Consider the following 18020-nt stretch of genomic DNA (forward strand, 5'->3'; position numbering starts at 1 on the left):
TCCTCACAGCGGGATGTTGTCGTGCTTCTTCTTGGGGCCCTGCACGCTTTTGTGGCGGAGGGTCGAGAAGGCACGGATGACGCGGCGGCGGGTGCCGTGGGGCATGATGACATCGTCGATAAAGCCGCGTTCGGCGGCGACGAACGGATTGGCAAAGCGCGCTTCGTAATCGGCTGTGCGCTGGGCAATCTTGTCCTTGTCGCCCAGTTCGGAGCGGTAAAGGATTTCGGTCGCGCCCTTGGCGCCCATCACGGCGATTTCGGCAGAGGGCCAGGCATAGTTGACGTCGGCCTTGATGTGTTTTGAGGCCATCACGTCATAAGCGCCGCCATAGGCTTTGCGGGTGATGACGGTGACGAGCGGGACGGTGGCTTCCGAATAGGCGAAGAGCAGCTTGGCGCCGTGCTTGATGATGCCGCCATATTCCTGCGCGACACCGGGGAGGAAGCCGGGCACGTCGACAAAGGTCAGGATCGGGATCTCAAAACTGTCGCAGAAGCGGATGAAGCGCGCGGCCTTCTTACTGGCATTGATGTCCAGGCACCCGGCCAGCACCAGCGGCTGGTTGGCGACAACGCCGACGGTCTGGCCGTCGAGGCGGATGAAGCCGATGAGAATATTGCCGGCGTGGTTCTTCTGGAGCTCGAGGAATTCGCCTTCGTCGGCGACGGTCTCGATGACCTCGCGCATGTCATAAGGCTTGGTCGCACTATCGGGGATGATGGTGTCGAGCTTGTCGTTGCGGCGGTCGATGGGGTCGTGGCTTGGCAGGCGTGGCGGCTTCTGGCCGGCCGCGAGCGGCAGGTAGGAGAAGAGACGACGCACTTCGAGCAGGGTCTCGATGTCATTGGCGAAGGCCGCATCGGCCACCGAGGAAATCTTGGTGTGGGTGGAGGCGCCGCCCAGCTCTTCCTGGGTAACGATCTCATTGGTCACGGTCTTCACCACATCGGGACCGGTGACGAACATATAGCTCGTGTCCTCGACCATGTAGATGAAGTCGGTCATGGCCGGCGAATAGACGGCACCACCGGCGCAGGGGCCCATGATGACGGAAATCTGCGGCACGGCGCCAGAGGCCTGCACATTGCGCCAGAACACATCGGCATAGCCGCCGAGCGCGGCCACGCCTTCCTGGATACGGGCGCCACCAGAATCGTTGAGCCCGATCACCGGCGCGCCATTCTGCATGGCCAGATCCATGATCTTGCAGATTTTCTGCGCATGGGTCTCGGAGAGCGAGCCGCCGAACACGGTGAAATCCTGGGAGAAGACATAGACCATGCGGCCGTCGATCGTGCCCCAGCCGGTGACCACGCCATCACCGGGGATGACCGTCTCTTCCATGCCGAAGTCGGTCGCCCGATGGGTGACGAACATGTCGTATTCTTCGAACGAGCCGGGATCGAGCAGGACGTCGAGGCGCTCGCGCGCCGTCAGCTTGCCCTTGCCATGCTGGGTGTCGATGCGCCGCTGGCCTCCGCCAAGCCGCGCCTCTCCGCGTCTCGTTTCCAGTGCGGCGATAATTTCCTGCATGAGAACCTCCGGCATTCCTGATGCGGCCGGAGACTAAGCGCTCATCTTGCATACCAGAAGACAGGAAAGGGCGTTGGTGCTACAATCACACAACAGTAGGTCTGTGATTTTGTGGAGTTGTGTGATGGCTGCCAGAAAAGTGTTCGCCGGGGCCAAAATAAGGGCCCTGAGGGCGCAGCACAGGCTGACGCAGGCGGAGCTTGCTGCGCGGTTGGACATCTCCGCCTCCTATATCAACCAGCTCGAATCCAATCAGCGGCCGCTGACAGCGTCGGTGATGCTGGCGCTGGCGGAGCATTTCAGCCTCGACCTTTCGAGCCTTGCCACGGATGGTTCGGACCGGTTGGTGATGGATCTGCGAGAGGTTCTGGCTGACCCGGTGTTCGGCGAAACGGTGCCCAATCTGCAGGAGCTGAAATCGACGGCCACCAATGCGCCCGACATGGCGCGGGCCGTGCTGCAGCTCTACGAGGCTTATCGCAAGACCAATGAGCGCCTCGCCGGCATGGATGCCGCCCTGTCGCGCGATCCGCAGAGCGGCGTCACCACGGCCTATGAAGAGGTGCGCGACTTCTTCCACTATGCCGATAATTACATCGACCCGCTCGACCGGGCGGCCGAGAGCCTTGCGGCTGAACTCGGACAGTTCGGCCCAGATCGGATGGCCCGGCTGGTGGATTATCTTCGTGAGACCCACGAGGTGCGCGTCAGTTTCACCCCGCCCCTCACCCCCGACGCGATGAGCCGGTTTGATCGGGGCGGGCGGGAAATCTGGATCAACAGCCGGCTCGACCCGGCCAGCCAGTTCTTCCGTCTCGCCACCCATCTCGCCAGCCTCGAGCAGACGACGCTGATGGGCGAACTGCTCGACAATGCCAATTTCAAGGCCAGCGAGGCTCGCGCCATCGCCCGTATGGGCTTGGCCAATTACTACGCCGGGGCGCTGCATATGCCCTATAGCGCCTTTCTCAAGGCGTCCGAGGCGCATCGCTATGATATCGAGGAACTTGCCCATCTCTTCGGCGCGAGCCTTGAACAAGTGGCCCATCGCCTCTCGACCATGCAGCGGCCGCGGGAGCGGGGCGTTCCGTTCTTCTTTGCCCGGGTGGACGCGGCGGGGACGATCACCAAGCGCCATTCGGCCACCGCGCTGCAGTTCGCCCGGTTCGGCGGCGCCTGCCCGCTCTGGAATGTACATCGGGCTTTTGAGGCGCGCGGCGAGATCATCCGCCAGCTGGGCGAAACGCCGGATGGCAACCGCTATCTCAGCCTTGCCTGGTCGGGCGAGAAGCGCATGGGTGGCTACCGCAGCACGACGCGGCGCTATGCCTATGCGCTGGGCTGCGAAATTTCGCACGCCAACCGCGTGGTCTATGCCGATGATCTGGAGCTGGGAAAGGCCGTGTTTGACCCGATCGGCGTCTCCTGCCGCATCTGCGAGCGCCGCAACTGCCATCAGCGGTCAGTGCCCCCGCTGGCCGTGGGCATTTCCGTGCCGGCGGACCGGCGCTCGATCGTCCCCTATGAGATCGGTTAGCGCCGCGTCAGGGTGAGATTTCGCCCTGCCCCGCCCGGCGGGATCGACAGCGCAATGGTGATCGTCACGGCGTCGACCACCTGCTCGGCCCGCTCGGCCCATTCCACCAGCACAATGCCGTCGACATTGTCGAGAAGGCCAAGCTCGTCGGCCTCGGCGGCATCGCCCAGCCGGTAGAGATCGGCGTGGAGCACCTGTCCCTTGGAGGTATCGTAGGGCTGCACCAGGGCGAAGGTCGGCGAGGGAATTTCGAGCTCCGGATCACCGGCCAGCGCCCGGATCGTGGCGCGCGCCAGGGCAGATTTGCCCGCCCCAAGCTCGCCCTCAAGGCTGACGATGTCGCCGGGCACCAGCATTTCGGCCAGTTCGGCCCCGAAGGCCGAGGTGGCCGCATCGTCTGGCAGGAAGCGCTCCATTATTCGGCCACGCCTGCTAGAGAGCAGTCTCGTGGCAGATTGACCACGATGCGGCTGCCGCGCGGTTCGCGCGGCGATGCCGTAATGGTGCCGCCATGCAGATTAACGAAGGTCCGCACGATGGAGAGCGCAAGGCCCGCACCGCGCTGACGACCCGGATGGGGGCCATCGAGACGGGTCAGAATGGCCGACTTCATCTCGTCGGTGAGACCGGGGCCTTCATCCTCGATGACGAACAGCACGCGCTCACCGCGATATTCGACCGAGAGGCGGATTTCGCCACCCGGCGGCGAGAAGCGCGCGGCATTGGAGAGGAGATTGTAGAGCACCTGCACGAGGCGCGTGCCGTCGGCGATCAGTACCGGCAAATCGGTCGGCAGATCGACCACGAGGTTCGGTGGTTCGCCCGAGCCAGCCGGGAAAGTTGCCGAGATGCCGGCGCGGGCCTTTTCGATGAGATTGACCACATCGAGCGGCTCGGGATTGAGTTCGGCAATGCCGGCGTCGACCGAGGCGAGATCGAGGATATTGTCGATCAGCACACCCAGGGTCACTGAGGAGGCGCGGATATAGTCGATATAGGCGCGCTGGCGGTCGGTCAGCCCGTCGCCCTCGGCGGCAGCCAGGAGATCGGCAAAGCCAATGATATTGGTCAGCGGCGAGCGCAGTTCATAGGAGACGTTCTCGACGAAGGCGTCCTTGAGCCGGTCGGCGGCAACGAGGGCGTCGTTACGTTCCTTGAGCACCTTGGAATAGGAGGCGCTTTCGGTGACGTCGAGGAAGGTCATCATCGTCTGCCCGTCCGGCAGGCGGGTGATGGCATAGTCGAGGAGGCGCCCATCCGAGCGGTCAATGCGTCCGGACTGGTCGGTGCGCGTGGGATTGAGATCGATGATCCCGCGTTTCAGATCGCGCCAGATCTTTGAGCCGTCGGCGGGAATGGCCCGTCCGGAGACCTCGGCGATCTGATCGATATGGGGGCTGTTGCCGAGCTCGTTCATCGGCAGCTTCCACAAAGCGGACAGGCGCGGATTGCAGAGCGTCAGGCGACCATTGGTGCCGAACACGGCCACGGCCTCGGACAGCGCATTGATGGTTTCGCGCTGCACATTGGACATGGCCTTGTTGGCCGATTCCAGTTCGAGCCGCTCGGTGAGGTCTTCAAAGACATAGATGACGCCGCCAACGGGACCGGCGGGGGCCGAGATCACCTTGATGGTGCGGCCATCCGGCAGATGCCAGGGGTCAGCTTCAAACGGGGCTTTTCTTGTGTAGCTCTCGAGATGCTTGGCGCGCCAGGTGTGGTAGTCGACCTGATTGGGCAGCATGCCCTCGGTGCGGAGCTTATCGAGGACCGCCCGCTCATCCAGCCCGGGCGTCAGGAAGCCGGGCGCGAAATTCCACAGATTGGCATAGGCCTGGTTGAACTGGATTAGTTCGCGGCCTGCACTGAAAATGGCCAGCGGCGTCGCCAGGGCGTCGATGATGCCGGCGATATGGCTGAGACCGGGGGCGGCGGGGGCCGCGACGACCGGCTGGACCAGCGGGCGCAGATAACCCGCGCCAAGCGCGCCGAAGGTGAATTCGGTTAGCTCGAACCGGCCCTTGTCGCCGAAATCGAGCGGCAGCAGCACAGGCTCATCGAGGTCGCGACAGCGATCAAGGTGGAGCTGAAGATGGCCCGCGTCGAGCAGTTCGGCCGGCTGGCTGTCGGTGCCGGCCTTGCCAAGGCTCTTGGCCAAGGCGTGATAGGCCGCATTGGCATAGATCAGGCGGCCCTTGTCGTCGCGGACGAAACCGGGATTGGCCTGGATCTGCAGGATCGCGCGCAGGCCATCGAGCCCGCTATCGCTGGGCGCGACCGACTTGGCCTTGCCTGCGACCGGAGTTGGGCGCAGCCGCAGAGCCGCACCGCCGCCGCTGATCCAGCCATTGATCTCGACGTGACGGCCGTCACCGAAAGGGAAACCGGCGCTGAAGGCTTCGCCGCGCACGCGCAAGTCTTCGACCAGCCGCGCCAGGCGCGAGGCGTCAGCGCTGCTCAGCCAGGAATAAAAATCGAGAAGGGCCTCGGGCGGGCGCCCGGCCGGCAGGATGGCACTGGTCTGGCCAAAGAGGCGCGGCGGCACGCCAGCTTCCTGGCCCCAGACAATCGTAACCTCGCGATTGCCGGCGATGAGGTTTTCGTAGTCATCAACGAGGGCGCGCAGGCCGGCGATCCGCTCATTGTTGCGGCGGCGCACGATGCGGCCTTCCTTGAGCATGGTGCGCACCACAGTGACGGCGAGGATGGCAAAACACCCCGCGCCAACTGCGACGGCGATTGGCGCGATGCCGCCCAGGCTTGCGGTGGAAACACCCTGAGCCCAAGCGGGGGCGGCGGCACTCAGGGTAAGGGGGGCCGACGCCATAATGGCGAATCCCCGATGCTTCCGGAATCGATCCGGCGCCATAGACAGCCCTCGCTACTTGTTGTTGCGCTGCAAGTCCGACCCGACAGGTCGGTACGCGTGCACTCAAAAGGCGGCATCACACAGAGTTCCGCACAAGGAACTCGAACTGCCCCCGAACCGGTAACGTGTCCCCTACACTTCCGAATCGTCTCAACATAGCTTCGCGATGAATCGTGCAAAAGAGTGCTTTTGGCTGTGCTTTGCGGGCAAAGTGTTAATGAATGCCTTGACCGGGAACGAAGCAGAAACACTTCGCGCGAACGCCGGCGCACCATTGCCGCCCGAAGATTGAACGATCCAGCGCACTGTCCGGGGACAAAAAAGCCCCTCCCCCGGCTGGGGAAGGGGCATGATCATGCCGAAAGACGTGATCTCGATCAGAACTCGGACCAGTCCTGCTTGATCGCTGCATTGCCCTGGGTGAGGTAGGCGGCTGCGGCCTTGGCCTTCTGCTGGATAGCGCGCACCGGACCGGGCTTTTTGGCCGGCGCTGGCTTGGCGGCAACTTCCATGCGGGCGGCCCCGCTGGCGTCGAGCGTGAACACGTCGACGACGAGATCAAGTTCGCTGGCCTGGGCCTCGGTCTGCTCGATGGAGGCGTTGACCTCCTCGACGAGGGCCGCATTGTGCTGGGTCATCTCGTCCATCTGGCGCACCGCCGTGTTGACTTCGTCTATGGACGAGGCCTGTTCGCGGCTGGCGCGGGCGATTTCATCGAGAAGGCTGGTGTTGGCACGCAGCGAGTCCAGCATGTTGGACAGCTTGCCGGCCGCCGAGGCGACAAGCTTGGAGCCGGAATCCACTTCGCGCACGCTCTGCTCGATGAGGCCCTTGATCTCGGAAGAGGCTTCCGCCGAGGACTGGGCGAGACGACGCACTTCCACGGCAACCACGGCAAAGCCCTTGCCGGCTTCACCGGCGCGCGCCGCTTCCACCGAGGCGTTGAGCGCCAGAAGATTGGTCTGGAAGGCGATGTCGTCGATCATGCCGATGATGTTGGAGATTTTCGCCGAGCTATCGGTGATGCGCTCCATGGCTTTGTTGGCCTGGGCCATGACTTCGCCGCCCTCTTCGGCCGAGCGAGACACGGCCTGGGCCTTGTCGCTGGCATCAGCGGCCTTGCGGGCATTCTCGCCAACTGTCTGGGCCAGCTGTTCCATCGAAGCGGAGGTTTCCTCGATGGTTGCCGCCTGACGCGTGGTGCGTTCGGACAGGTCATTGGCGCCCGAGAGGATTTCGCGGGTTGCCGACTTCAGCGCACCTGAGGTGCCGCGCAGCTGAGTGACGATCTCGGTCAGCTTGTCGGCCACCGCATTGGTGTCGTCCTGCAGACGACCAAAGGCACCGCGATAATCGCCTTCCATGCGCCGGGTCAGATCGGTGTTGGCAAGCGCACCAAGTACTTCCTGGGTCTCGGAGATTCCGCGATCAACGCTCTCGACGAGATTGTTGACCGACTTGGCCAGGGTGTTGAGTTCAGCGTCGGGGAACTCGGCCGAGACGCGGCGCGAGAAATCACCATCGACAGCCGCATCGACGACCTGGCCGAAGGCCTGCTGGAGCGCTGCCATCATATCCTGGCGCGCTTCCTGGTCGGCGATGATACGGGCGGCTTCCGCCTCAGTCATCTGGGCGACCTTGAGGCCGTTTTCGCGGAACACTTCCACCGCGCGCGCCATGGCGCCCACTTCGTCCTTGCGGCCGACATCGCTGACGGCAACGTCGAACTGCCCCTCGGCCACCTTGCCCATCAGGCCGGTCAGGCGACCGATCGGGGCAGTGATGGTTCGGGCGATGAGGAAGGCGACGCCGGAAACGATGAGGGCAATGACCAGGGCGAGGCCGGCCATCTGGATCATGCTGTCACGGGCGGCATTGCGCAGGTCGTCGATATAGACGCCGGTGCCCAGCACCCAGCCCCAGGGCTCGAACAGCGTTACATAGGCGCGCTTCTCGATGGCCTCGGTCCCACCGGCTCGCGTCCAGCGATATTCGTCGAAGCCTGCACCATGGGCCTTGGCGATCTCGATCATGCTGGCGACGAACTTCTTGCCAGTCGGGTCAGCCATATTGGCCTGGTCCATGCCGATCAGGTCCGGCTGGGTGCCATGCATCAGCACGATGCCGGTGAGATCGTTGACGAACATGTATTCATTGCCGCGATAGCGCAGGTCCTGCAGCGCTGCGAGCGCATTCTGGCGCGCCTCGGCTTCGGTCTGTTCGCCGCGCTCGAACCGCTCATACTGCCCGTTGACGATCGACGCTGCAGCCTCGGTAATGGCCTGCAGTTCGACACCGCGCAATTCGTCCCGGGTGGTGTTGACCTGGTGCACGCCGATCCAAGCGGTGACGGCGAGCGCCAGGACCATCAGGCCCACGAGCAGATAAATCCTGCTGGAAATCTTTAAGTTAAACATTCTGTCCCCTTCACACCTTCTGGTGTGGTGATTGGTGGGCCGCAGGAATGCGGCAAATCGGGGAGGGACCATTCGGACGACGCCGCATCGGCAGAGGCCGACGTGGGCTGATCAGCCATTACTAGTGCCCCCGCACCTGGATTCGGCCGTCCAACCGCATCCGTCAGCGCTTATGGGAGGGGTACAGTAAAAACTTCGATAAACGCTTTACCGATCAAAGGGATGCGACATATGCGGCACACGCATACCTCTGCATAAAAAATGGGCTGCGCCTTTCGACACAGCCCATTTGGGAGGAATTGATCCCTGAGAGATCAGTAGCGATATTCGCCAGACTTGAACGGGCCGTTCTGCGGCACGCCGATGTAGTCGGCCTGGGTCTTGGTCAGCTTGGTGAGCTTGGCGCCCAGCTTGGCCAGATGCAGTTCGGCGACCTTTTCGTCGAGGTGCTTGGGCAGAACATGGACCTTCTTTTCGAGGCTTTCGCCCTTGGTCCAGAGTTCGATCTGGGCCAGCGTCTGGTTGGCAAAGGATGCCGACATCACAAAGCTCGGGTGGCCGGTGGCATTGCCAAGGTTCACGAGGCGCCCTTCGGAAAGCAGGATCAGGCGCTTGCCATTTGGCTGCTCGATCATGTCGACCTGCGGCTTGATGTTGGTCCACTTGAAATTGCGCAGACCCAGCACGTCGATCTCATTGTCGAAATGACCGATGTTGCAGACGATGGCCATGTCCTTGAGATTGCGCATGTCATCGACCATCAGCACGTCACGATTGCCGGTGGCGGTAACGACGATGTCGGCGCGATGCGCGGCGTCCTCGAGGGTGACGACCTCAAAGCCTTCCATGGCGGCCTGAAGCGCGCAGATCGGATCGACTTCGGTGACCAGCACGCGGGCGCCGGCGCCACGCAGGGATTCAGCCGAACCCTTGCCCACGTCGCCAAAGCCGCAGACGATGGCGACCTTGCCGGCCAGCATCACGTCGGTGCCGCGACGGATGGCGTCGACGAGCGATTCACGGGTGCCGTACTTGTTGTCGAACTTGGACTTGGTGACCGAGTCATTGACGTTGATCGCCGGGAACGGCAGCTCGCCCTTGGCGTGCAGCTGATAGAGGCGCATCACGCCCGTGGTGGTTTCTTCCGAAACGCCGCGGATCGCATCGCGGATGGCGGTGAAGAAGCCGGGGCTCTTTTCCAGACGACGTTTGATCGTGGCAAAGAAGATTTCTTCTTCTTCATTGCCCGGCTTGGCCAGAACGGAGATGTCCTTTTCGGCCTTGGCGCCGTTGAGGATGTACATGGTGGCGTCGCCGCCATCATCGAGGATCATGTTGGGGGTGAGGCCATTGCCCCAGTCCATCATGCGGTCGGTAAATTCCCAATATTCTTCCAGCGTCTCGCCCTTGTGGGCGAACACCGGGACACCGGCGGCAGCGATGGCAGCGGCAGCGTGATCCTGGGTCGAGAAGATGTTGCAGCTGACCCAGCGCACTTCGGCGCCCAGGGCCACCAGCGTCTCGATGAGAACGGCGGTCTGGATGGTCATGTGCAACGAGCCGGCGATGCGCGCGCCCTTGAGCGGCTGGGCGGCGGCGTATTCTTCGCGGATTGCCATCAGGCCGGGCATTTCGATTTCGGCGATCTGGATTTCCTTGCGGCCAAATTCGGCGAGGGAAATGTCTCGGACCGCATAATCGGTCGGGCTGCTGGTCATGGGTCTGCTCCGGAGGGTTTCTTCGTTGCCTTTCCTATACGCAAGCGGCCCGTCGCGATCAACATGGCATATAAAGAAATGTTTATATCCTATGAACGTCGCGGGTAGGCGTAGCGCCGCCGCTGGAACGGCAGCATGAAGAAGCGCACGAGGCCGGACAGCACCAGATAGCCCAGGACAAAGCCGCCACCGGCATAGAGAATGCCCTCCATGGTGACGGGAACGGCTGGCTTGTAATTCTCGAGCGTACGGCGGCCGATGTCGGTGTCGAGATAGGCCGGCAGCGCCTGCAGCCGCTCCACCGGACCGGCGTTCTCGATGCGCTCGAGAGTTGTGCGCAGCATGTCATAGCGCTGGAAGGTGGCGGTCATCGAGCTGCCGCGCCCGGCGAGGAATTCGTCGTTCGAGGCGTTGTAGCGCGCCAGCGCCGTCTGCCGGTCGAGGCCACCCGCCATCGCCGCCTGGTCGAATTCCTCGGTGACGATGCGCAATTCATCGACCGCGCCGCCCAGGCGCTGGGTGTATTGCTGGGCATATTCGGGAAACTGGCTCAGCGTGACCGCAAGCCCGAGCCCCCCGATGCCGGCTAAGAAACGTCGCATGCTTGGCCTCCTGCCTCCCAGAAACTACAGATGGTCATGTCTTTTCAAGGGCGGACAGTGCTTTCTGGCGCGGAGAGTTGCGGAGGTGGCGCAGCAACCGTCGCGGGGCTGTGGCGGGTCTTGATCCAGTGGAAGGGCCGGAAGACAAGGTCGCGCAGGGCCCGCAGGGTCGCCCAGGCGATCAGCAGCCAATAGACCGGCAACAGAAATTGCGCCGCGACCAGTTCAGTCTGGCGGGTGCGCCGCAGTCCGACAATGGCTGTCGCGATGGCCACGCAATAGCCGAGGGCCATGACGCCGACGCAGCACAGCGCCCAAAGGCCGATGCGCGGCAGCACCAGACCGCCATAAGCCAGCTGCACCATGGCAAGGATCAAAAAGCCGGTGTGCAGGAGCGGGCCGAGCACCATGCTGATGACGATCAGCTCGAATGCCACGAGGCGCCGCCAGCCCAGATCGCCGAGCAATTCGCGCGGATGACGGTTGTGGACGAGAAAGGTCTGCATCCAGCCCTTCATCCAGCGCGCCCGTTGACCGACCCAGGTCGGAAAGGTTTCCGGCGCATCTTCCCAGGTCACCGCCGTGCTGGTGCCGCAGGCGAGGCGACGCCGCGCCAGGCGCACGCCGAGATCGGCATCCTCGGTAACATTATAGGCGTCCCAGCCACCGATGGCGCGCAGGCTCGAGAGGCGAAAATGGTTGGAGGTGCCGCCGAGCGGCATGACCACGCCCCAGCGGGCGAGCGCCGGCAGGAACACCGAGAACAATCCGGCGTATTCGCCAGCAAAGAGCGCCGGGAAGACGCCCTTTCGTCCATTGGCGATCACAAGCCGCGCCTGGATGCAGTGCAGGTTCGGGGCGCGACGAAAATGGCGCAGCACGCGGCGCAGCTGGTCCGGCTCAGGCCGATCCTCCGCATCGAAGACGACGACAAACTCCCCGCGACAGAACGGCAGGGCGAAGTCGAGCGCCTTAGGCTTGGTCAGCGGCAGGGCATGGGGGACCTCGAGCAGGCAGAAGCGCGGATTGTCGAGGTTCTGGCTGACGGCCGCCAAGGTTTCCGGGGAGCGGGCTTCGACGACAAAGATGATGTCGAGCCTGTGGGCGGGGTAGTCGATACGATTGAGGGCAAGACAAAGCTGATTGACCATGTCGGCCTCGTCGCGCAGCGGCACGAGCACCGAATAGATGGGCATGTCGGACGGATGCTCATCGGGCGCGGTGCCGGGCTGGGGCACCGGATCGGGCATCATCAGTGCCGCCAGCCGCAGCAGCGTTGGCAGCAGCATGACGGGCATCCACAGCGCCAGAGGCCAGGCGGCGTCAATAAAGGGCAAGGCAAGCAGACCGGCCACCAGCCCCAGCAGGGCGAGCGCGAAGCCATACCGAATGGGCTTGCCGAGTTCGAGCCCGGCCACCGCGTGGGGCCATTTGACAGTCAGGTTCTGGCGCGCGCCGGTGATCAGCACCTCGGAAGCGGCGCGAGCCAGATATTGCTTCATGGCCGCATGGGGCACGATACAGACGCGCCGGAACAGGGTTTCGTCGGCAAGGGCGGCGGCGTGGAGGTTGAGAAGCCCGGCAAAGTCTGGCGCGGCGTAGGTCACCATGCGGTCAATGGTTTTCACCCGGACCACACGGATATCGGCGAGCAGTTCAGGACGGGCCGGCGAGAGTGCCTCGCCGGTGTCGGCGATCACATCGAAATAGGCAAAGCCGAGAAAATGGGCGGCGCGGCGCAGGACCACATCCATGCCAAGACCGCGCTCGACCGCCATATGGAACAGGGCATCCGCGCCCGAGGCCTCGGCCGCGCGCAAAAGGCGGCGCGCCTCTTCTTCATTCCCGTCGGGTCCCATGATCGCCTGCATAAGCCGAGACGCCGAGACCATCGCTGTTGCAGCTAATGAATGAAGCGGGAGGGTGGGACGCTATCAGGCCCCCAGGCGCCGGAGGGGGCGGGCTCATCCACCACCCCGCCAGCCAGGCGCGCATTGAAGAGGGCGGTTTCGTTAACAGCGATCCAGGCTGCCACGCTGGGGCGCCCGCCCAGCATCAGCGGCGCGCCGAGCGGGGTTATTCGCCAGCCCACTGACGCGCAGCATTCGATGAACGCCAGGGGCACGACAAAGGTGAGGAAGCGATACCCTTCATCGAGGGCATGCTCCATCACCGCAGAGAAAAGGGCTGCAGACTCCGGAGTGCGCCGGCCACCTTCACGTCGATTAGGAAGCACGTAGTAATGTGTCCAATCGGCCCCAAGCGAAGGATGGTCGGGGAATTCTCCTTGCACAAGCCCGGAATAGGCTGTCTGCAGCAAGTTAGGTCGATCAAGGGGAGTGAGGCGGGATCCTCCCACCATTTCGCCCCCCTCGATAATGAGGATATGAACTGAGCCTGGTGCGTCGAACTCGTCGACTACCTGCCCGTCCGGCATATTGGCCGCCTGCCAGCCCTCTTGGTCAATTCGGACCTGATGACGCAGGCGAAAATTCTCTTCAAGCAAGCGCTGTCGTTTTGGATCCGCCGGCATGCGGATGATCTCGACCTGCATAGCACCGCCCCCCGCACTGCCTGCCCTATTAGCCACAGCCTACCACAAGTCGGAAATTGGCAGAAATCCCAATATCGAAGCGCTTTGGAGGTAGTGCGTATCACAAAGTGATTAGGTTACGGCGCATTGCCTCGACCACGGTCTGCAATCGATTTCGGGTCCCGAGCCGCCGCTGGGCATTTTCGCAGTGCTGGTTGACTGTGCGCACGCTGGTGCCGGTGATCTCGGCGATCTCGCCGGCCGTCTTGCCCATGGCTGCCCATTTGAGCATTTCGGCCTCACGCGGCGTGATGGTGCGCTGAGCCAGGCCCTCCTGCGAGAACGTATTGAGAAAGCGCAATTGTCCGAGCGCATAGACCGTCAGCATATGCAATTCGAGCCGTTCGGACGGGCTGATGGCCTTGGGATCGCCTTTCATCGACATTGCTGCCTGCATGCCGCCATCCATATGGAAGGGCACGCAGATGCCATCAGACATGCCGAATTCCTTGGCGTCCTGCATCATCCTGTGCGTGCCGACATCCCTTTCGGGATCGTAGCGGGCACTCGACCAGTCGAACGGCAGTGTCGTGGTAAAGCAGTGTCGGACCAAGGGGTCGACCGAAAAGTAGTCGCGCTCGGTATAGCGCCCCAGCCACTCGTCGTCCCAGCCGGAGAGCATGACATACTCTCGGATATCTTTTGCACTGTCGGGAAGTCCGGAGATGACGAAGCGGTGAAAGCCGTACCGCTCAAGCGCCTTTTGCAAGACCTTCCGAACACCTTCGGCCGTATCCTGGCGCTGCAACGCCTCGATGCTTGCCATTCGTTCAGAATTCAAGTTGTAGATGCCCCCATAAACAACAGGATCCAATTCAATCGACGCTTGAGTAAAATACACGCCGCCCCGCGGCACTGCTCATTCCAACGTCGACTTCACAAAACAGTCTTCAGAGGCTTCAGCAAGCAATACAAAAGTCTCGTATCGCTCCGCCACCACTGATTTCCATCACCCGTGCAGATCGCCTGTAAATTCGATTGCTGAGCAATCTCAGCCAGCGAAAAACGCCTGCACGTCTAAACGAAGAACGGCGCAGCCGGGATAATCTATCCCTACTGCGCCGTCCAGCATCATTGCATTAACATAGTTTTAGACACGTCCCCAACACGCCCGAAATCCTACTCAGCCAGATCAGTTCTTGGCGTGAAATTGGTGTGGGTTAAACCGATAGGCTGTCGAGCAGAACTCACAGACCACTTCGATCTCACCGTCCACAGCCATGTCTTCGCGTTCTTCGTCGGTGAAGCTGTTGGCCAGCATGTCCTCGATCCGGTCGACCGAACAGGTGCAGCGCTCCTCAAGGCCGGCCGGCGGGAACACCCGCACGCCGGTTTCGTGATAGAGCCGGAACAACAGGCGCTCGGGCGAGACTTCGGGATCCGCCAGTTCCAGATCTTCGACCGTCGCCAGCATGGCGCGGGCTTCGTTCCAGCCGTCCGGATTGGCCGTATCGCTGTTGTCGAAATTGCCGTCGCCCGGCAAGTCGGTATGCACCGGTATGCCGCTCTGGGGCAGGTGCTGGATCAGCAAGCCACCAGCGCGCCAGCGCGGACGATGGTCACCCTTGGTGGTCATCTGCGCCACGGCGATCCGCACCTGGGTGGGGATCTGCTCGGACTGAAGGAAGTAGGTATGAGCCACTTCCTCAAAACCATTGCCGTCGAGCGCAACGATACCTTGGTAGCGCTCGGTGTGCTGGCCCTGATCGATGGTCATGGCCAGATGGCCCTTGCCCAGCAGCTCGGGCGCACTGGTGCGGCCCTCTTCGGCAGCCTTGAGCAGCAGGTCACGGTCAAAGCGGGCATAGCCGCGAATGCCATCGGGTGCCTCAAAGTCGACGACGATGAGATTGACCGGACCATCGGTCTGGGTCTGGAGGATAAAGCGGCCCTCGAACTTCAGCGACGAGCCGATGAGCGAGGCGAGCACCACGGCTTCACCAAGCAGGCGCGCGACCGGAACGGGGTAATCATGGCGCGACAGGATAGCGTCGAGGGCGGGCCCCAGACGCACGGAACGGCCGCGTGTGTCGAGTTTTTCGAGCGTAAAGGGCACCACGGCGTCATCGCCGGTTTCCGGGCGATCCAGGCCCATGGCACTGAGCAGGTTTTCGGTCATGGTCGTGGCATCCGTCGTCATGAGAGGCAAAACTTTCCTTGAGGCTACGCCTCCCGGCCGCAACGCGCTACCCGACCAGCGCCCTCACCCTTCCCGCGCGGCGGGATCTCCTCTGGCTAAAGAAGAGATCCCCGCTTTCGCGGGGATGGCATGGCTTGATCAGGAACAGCTGCGCTTGAGTGACAAGCGCCTAGTTCGTCGCGACCCCGAAGGCCCAGCACAATACTGCTTTCTGGGCATGCAGGCGATTTTCGGCCTCGTCGAACACTACCGACTGGGGACCGTCGATCACTTCGTCGGTCACCTCATCGCCACGGTGGGCGGGCAGGCAGTGCATGAACAGGGCATCCTTGTTCGCCAAGGACATCAAATTGGTGTTCACCTGGTAGGGTTTCAAGACCCGACGGCGCTCGGCGGCATCGACGTCACCCATCGACACCCAGGTGTCGGTGATGACGAGGTCGGCGCCTTCGACGGCTTCGCGTGGATCTTCAATGAGGCGCACCTTGTCGCCAGCGCGACGAATGTCCTGCATCAGGTCTTTTTCCGGGCTGTATTCATCCGGAACGGCGATGGTCAGCTCGCATTCGAAGAGCTCGGCTGCGTTGACCCAGGAATGGAGCACATTATTGCTGTCCCCGACCCAGGCGACCTTGGCGCCGCGGATATCGCCGCGATGCTCTTCAAAGGTCATGAGATCAGCCATGATCTGGCAGGGATGGGCGCGGCGCGTCAGGCCATTGATCACGGGCACGGTGGCCGCTTCGGCCAGCTCGAGCAGATCGGCGTGGCTGAGGATGCGGATCATGATGGCATCAACATAGCGGCTCATGACCTTGGCGGTGTCGGCGAGGGTTTCCTCGCGGCTGAGCTGCATCTCCTGGCCGGAGAGCATGATGGTTTCGCCGCCGAGCTGGCGCATGCCGACATCGAAGCTGACGCGGGTACGGGTCGACTGGCGCTCGAAAATCATGGCCAGGACTTTGTCTTTCAAAAGCTGCGGGCGATCACCATCCTTGAGCCGCTCCTTGAGGGCGTAGGCCTGGTTGAGCATGCCGCGCAGCTCTTCATAGGAAAAGTCGTCGATCGAGAGAAAATGCCTGGGGGTGCCGGTCGTGTTCATAGGCCGGGTTCCTTTTTGACGCATAATGCAAGGGTGTAGCTGTGCCGCCTGTATGGTTTACAGGCGGCTAACAAAACATGTCAGCGTCCTCGGCGGCGGCCAAAATGATAGAAGGTCAGGATCATCAGCTGGCCGATGGCGTGGCTGCGGTTTCCGCCTCGATGGCGTCAAAAGCGGCACCGAGCTTGGCCATGGCCTCTTCGATGTCGGCTTCGGTCACGATCAGCGGCGGCAGGAGGCGCAGCACATTGTCGCCGGCGCCGATGGTCAGCAGCCGGTGATCATCGCGCAGGCGACCGACGAAATCGCGCACGGGCGGGGTGATCTTGATGCCGGCAAGGAGACCCTTGCCGCGCAGCTCGAGCACATAGTCCGGATATTTCTGCGCCAGCTGGCCCAGATGCCAGGCGAGACGCTGGCCCATGGTGTTGACCTGGTCGAGGAAGCCCGGCGCCAGGATGCGATCGAGCACGGCATTGCCGACGGCGCAGGCCATCGGATTGCCGCCATAGGTGGAGCCATGGGTACCCGGCACCATGGAGGCTGCGACAGCCTCGGTGGCAAGGCAGGCGCCCAGCGGGAAGCCGCCACCAATGGCCTTGGCCACGGCGACGATGTCCGGGGTCACACCCGACCATTCATGGGCAAAGAAGCGACCGGTCCGGCCGAAACCGCACTGGACTTCGTCAAAGATCAGGACGAGGTCGTTCTCGTCGCAGATCTGGCGCAGGCCCTGCAAAAATTCATTGCTCATGGCGGTCACGCCGCCTTCGCCCTGCACGGGCTCGATCAGGATGGCGCAGGTCTGCGCCCCGACGAGCGCCTTGACGGCCTCGAGATCGCCCGGCGCAGTATGCTTGAAGCCGGCAACAGCCGGGCCGAAGCCTTCGATGTAGCTGGGGTTGCCTCCGGCAGCGATGGTGCCGAGCGTACGGCCGTGGAAGGCGCCGGTGAAGGCGATGATCTCGTAGCGATCCGGCTGGCCCTTGGAGAAGGCGTAGTGGCGCGCCGTCTTGATGGCGCACTCAAGCGCCTCGGCGCCCGAATTGGTGAAGAACACCTTGTCGGCAAAGGTCGCATCGACCAGCCGCTGGCCCAGCCGTTCCTGCTCGGGAATGGAGAAGACGTTGGAGGTGTGCCAGACCTTTTCGGCAGCAGCCTTGAGGGCGCTCACCAGATGCGGGTCGCCATGGCCCAAGGCGTTCACCGCGATGCCGGAATGAAAGTCGAGATAGTCTCGGCCCTGCTGGTCATAAAGGCGCATGCCCTCGCCCCGCTCAAAGGCGAGTTCAGACCGAGCGTATGTGCCATAGAGCGCAGACATGGGACGTTTCCTTTTCTCAACCGTTTTTTTGCACGCGGCGACCCCGCAGGGCACCAACCGTGGCAAAGCTGCCACAAAAACCAAAAACGCGCCGGTTCGGACGCGCGTTTGGCCACGAGAATTAGGCGAATTCGGTCTGCCAAGTCAACGCACTCGCGCCAAGTCTCTGATTTGACTCAAGG

13 protein-coding genes are annotated in these 18020 nt (G+C 62.7%); 1 reads left to right on the plus strand and 12 read right to left on the minus strand.

Annotated features, from left to right (window positions below):
• Positions 1–3 precede the first annotated feature (3 nt).
• Positions 4–1536: an acyl-CoA carboxylase subunit beta gene (locus NYQ88_RS19560; RefSeq protein ID WP_275652735.1), complete on the minus strand. Its 1533-nt coding sequence runs from the start codon at positions 1534–1536 to the stop codon at positions 4–6.
• Between the two features lie 124 nt (positions 1537–1660).
• On the opposite strand from NYQ88_RS19560, the gene NYQ88_RS19565 reads away from it, so the two are divergent.
• A complete protein-coding gene (locus NYQ88_RS19565; RefSeq protein WP_275652736.1) occupies positions 1661–3073 on the plus strand; it encodes a helix-turn-helix transcriptional regulator in 1413 nt (470 codons plus the stop codon).
• Here the strand turns inward: NYQ88_RS19565 and tsaE are convergent.
• From tsaE to NYQ88_RS19620, 11 genes are all read right to left on the minus strand, one after another.
• Complete coding sequence (gene tsaE / locus NYQ88_RS19570; protein ID WP_275652737.1) at positions 3070–3489, minus strand: tRNA (adenosine(37)-N6)-threonylcarbamoyltransferase complex ATPase subunit type 1 TsaE; 420 nt, start codon at positions 3487–3489, stop codon at positions 3070–3072. The two genes, NYQ88_RS19565 and tsaE, sit on opposite strands and share 4 nt — an antisense overlap.
• Positions 3489–5900, minus strand: a complete 2412-nt coding sequence (locus NYQ88_RS19575) for an ATP-binding protein (protein ID WP_275652738.1) — start codon at positions 5898–5900, stop codon at positions 3489–3491. The genes tsaE and NYQ88_RS19575 overlap by 1 nt, the downstream gene beginning before the upstream one ends.
• Before the next feature lie 419 nt (positions 5901–6319).
• Positions 6320–8359: a methyl-accepting chemotaxis protein gene (locus NYQ88_RS19580; protein WP_275652739.1), complete on the minus strand. Its 2040-nt coding sequence runs from the start codon at positions 8357–8359 to the stop codon at positions 6320–6322.
• Between the two features lie 314 nt (positions 8360–8673).
• Positions 8674–10077: an adenosylhomocysteinase gene (gene ahcY, locus NYQ88_RS19585; protein WP_275652740.1), complete on the minus strand. Its 1404-nt coding sequence runs from the start codon at positions 10075–10077 to the stop codon at positions 8674–8676.
• Positions 10078–10166: 89 nt separating this feature from the next.
• Entirely contained in the window at positions 10167–10679 is a 513-nt protein-coding gene (locus NYQ88_RS19590; protein ID WP_275652741.1) for a DUF2937 family protein, read from the minus strand.
• 44 nt (positions 10680–10723) lie between these two features.
• Complete coding sequence (locus NYQ88_RS19595; RefSeq protein ID WP_275652742.1) at positions 10724–12538, minus strand: glycosyltransferase; 1815 nt, start codon at positions 12536–12538, stop codon at positions 10724–10726.
• 44 nt (positions 12539–12582) lie between these two features.
• The gene (locus tag NYQ88_RS19600; RefSeq protein ID WP_275652743.1) at positions 12583–13233 is read right to left on the minus strand and encodes an acyl-homoserine-lactone synthase; all 651 of its coding nucleotides are present in this window, start codon (positions 13231–13233) and stop codon (positions 12583–12585) included.
• Positions 13234–13333: 100 nt separating this feature from the next.
• Entirely contained in the window at positions 13334–14128 is a 795-nt protein-coding gene (locus NYQ88_RS19605; protein WP_275652744.1) for a LuxR family transcriptional regulator, read from the minus strand.
• Positions 14129–14404: 276 nt separating this feature from the next.
• Positions 14405–15421 (minus strand): Hsp33 family molecular chaperone, encoded by a 1017-nt coding sequence (locus NYQ88_RS19610; RefSeq protein WP_345774602.1) that lies wholly within the window; start codon positions 15419–15421, stop codon positions 14405–14407.
• 160 nt (positions 15422–15581) lie between these two features.
• On the minus strand, positions 15582–16514 hold the full coding sequence (gene argF / locus NYQ88_RS19615; protein ID WP_275652746.1) for an ornithine carbamoyltransferase: 933 nt from the start codon (positions 16512–16514) through the stop codon (positions 15582–15584).
• 124 nt (positions 16515–16638) lie between these two features.
• Positions 16639–17838 carry an aspartate aminotransferase family protein gene (locus tag NYQ88_RS19620; RefSeq protein WP_275652747.1) on the minus strand — a complete coding sequence of 400 codons (1200 nt, stop codon included), beginning with the start codon at positions 17836–17838 and terminating at the stop codon, positions 16639–16641.
• Positions 17839–18020: the final 182 nt, after the last annotated feature.

The organism is Devosia sp. SD17-2, from assembly GCF_029201565.1.
Taxonomy (GTDB): domain Bacteria; phylum Pseudomonadota; class Alphaproteobacteria; order Rhizobiales; family Devosiaceae; genus Devosia.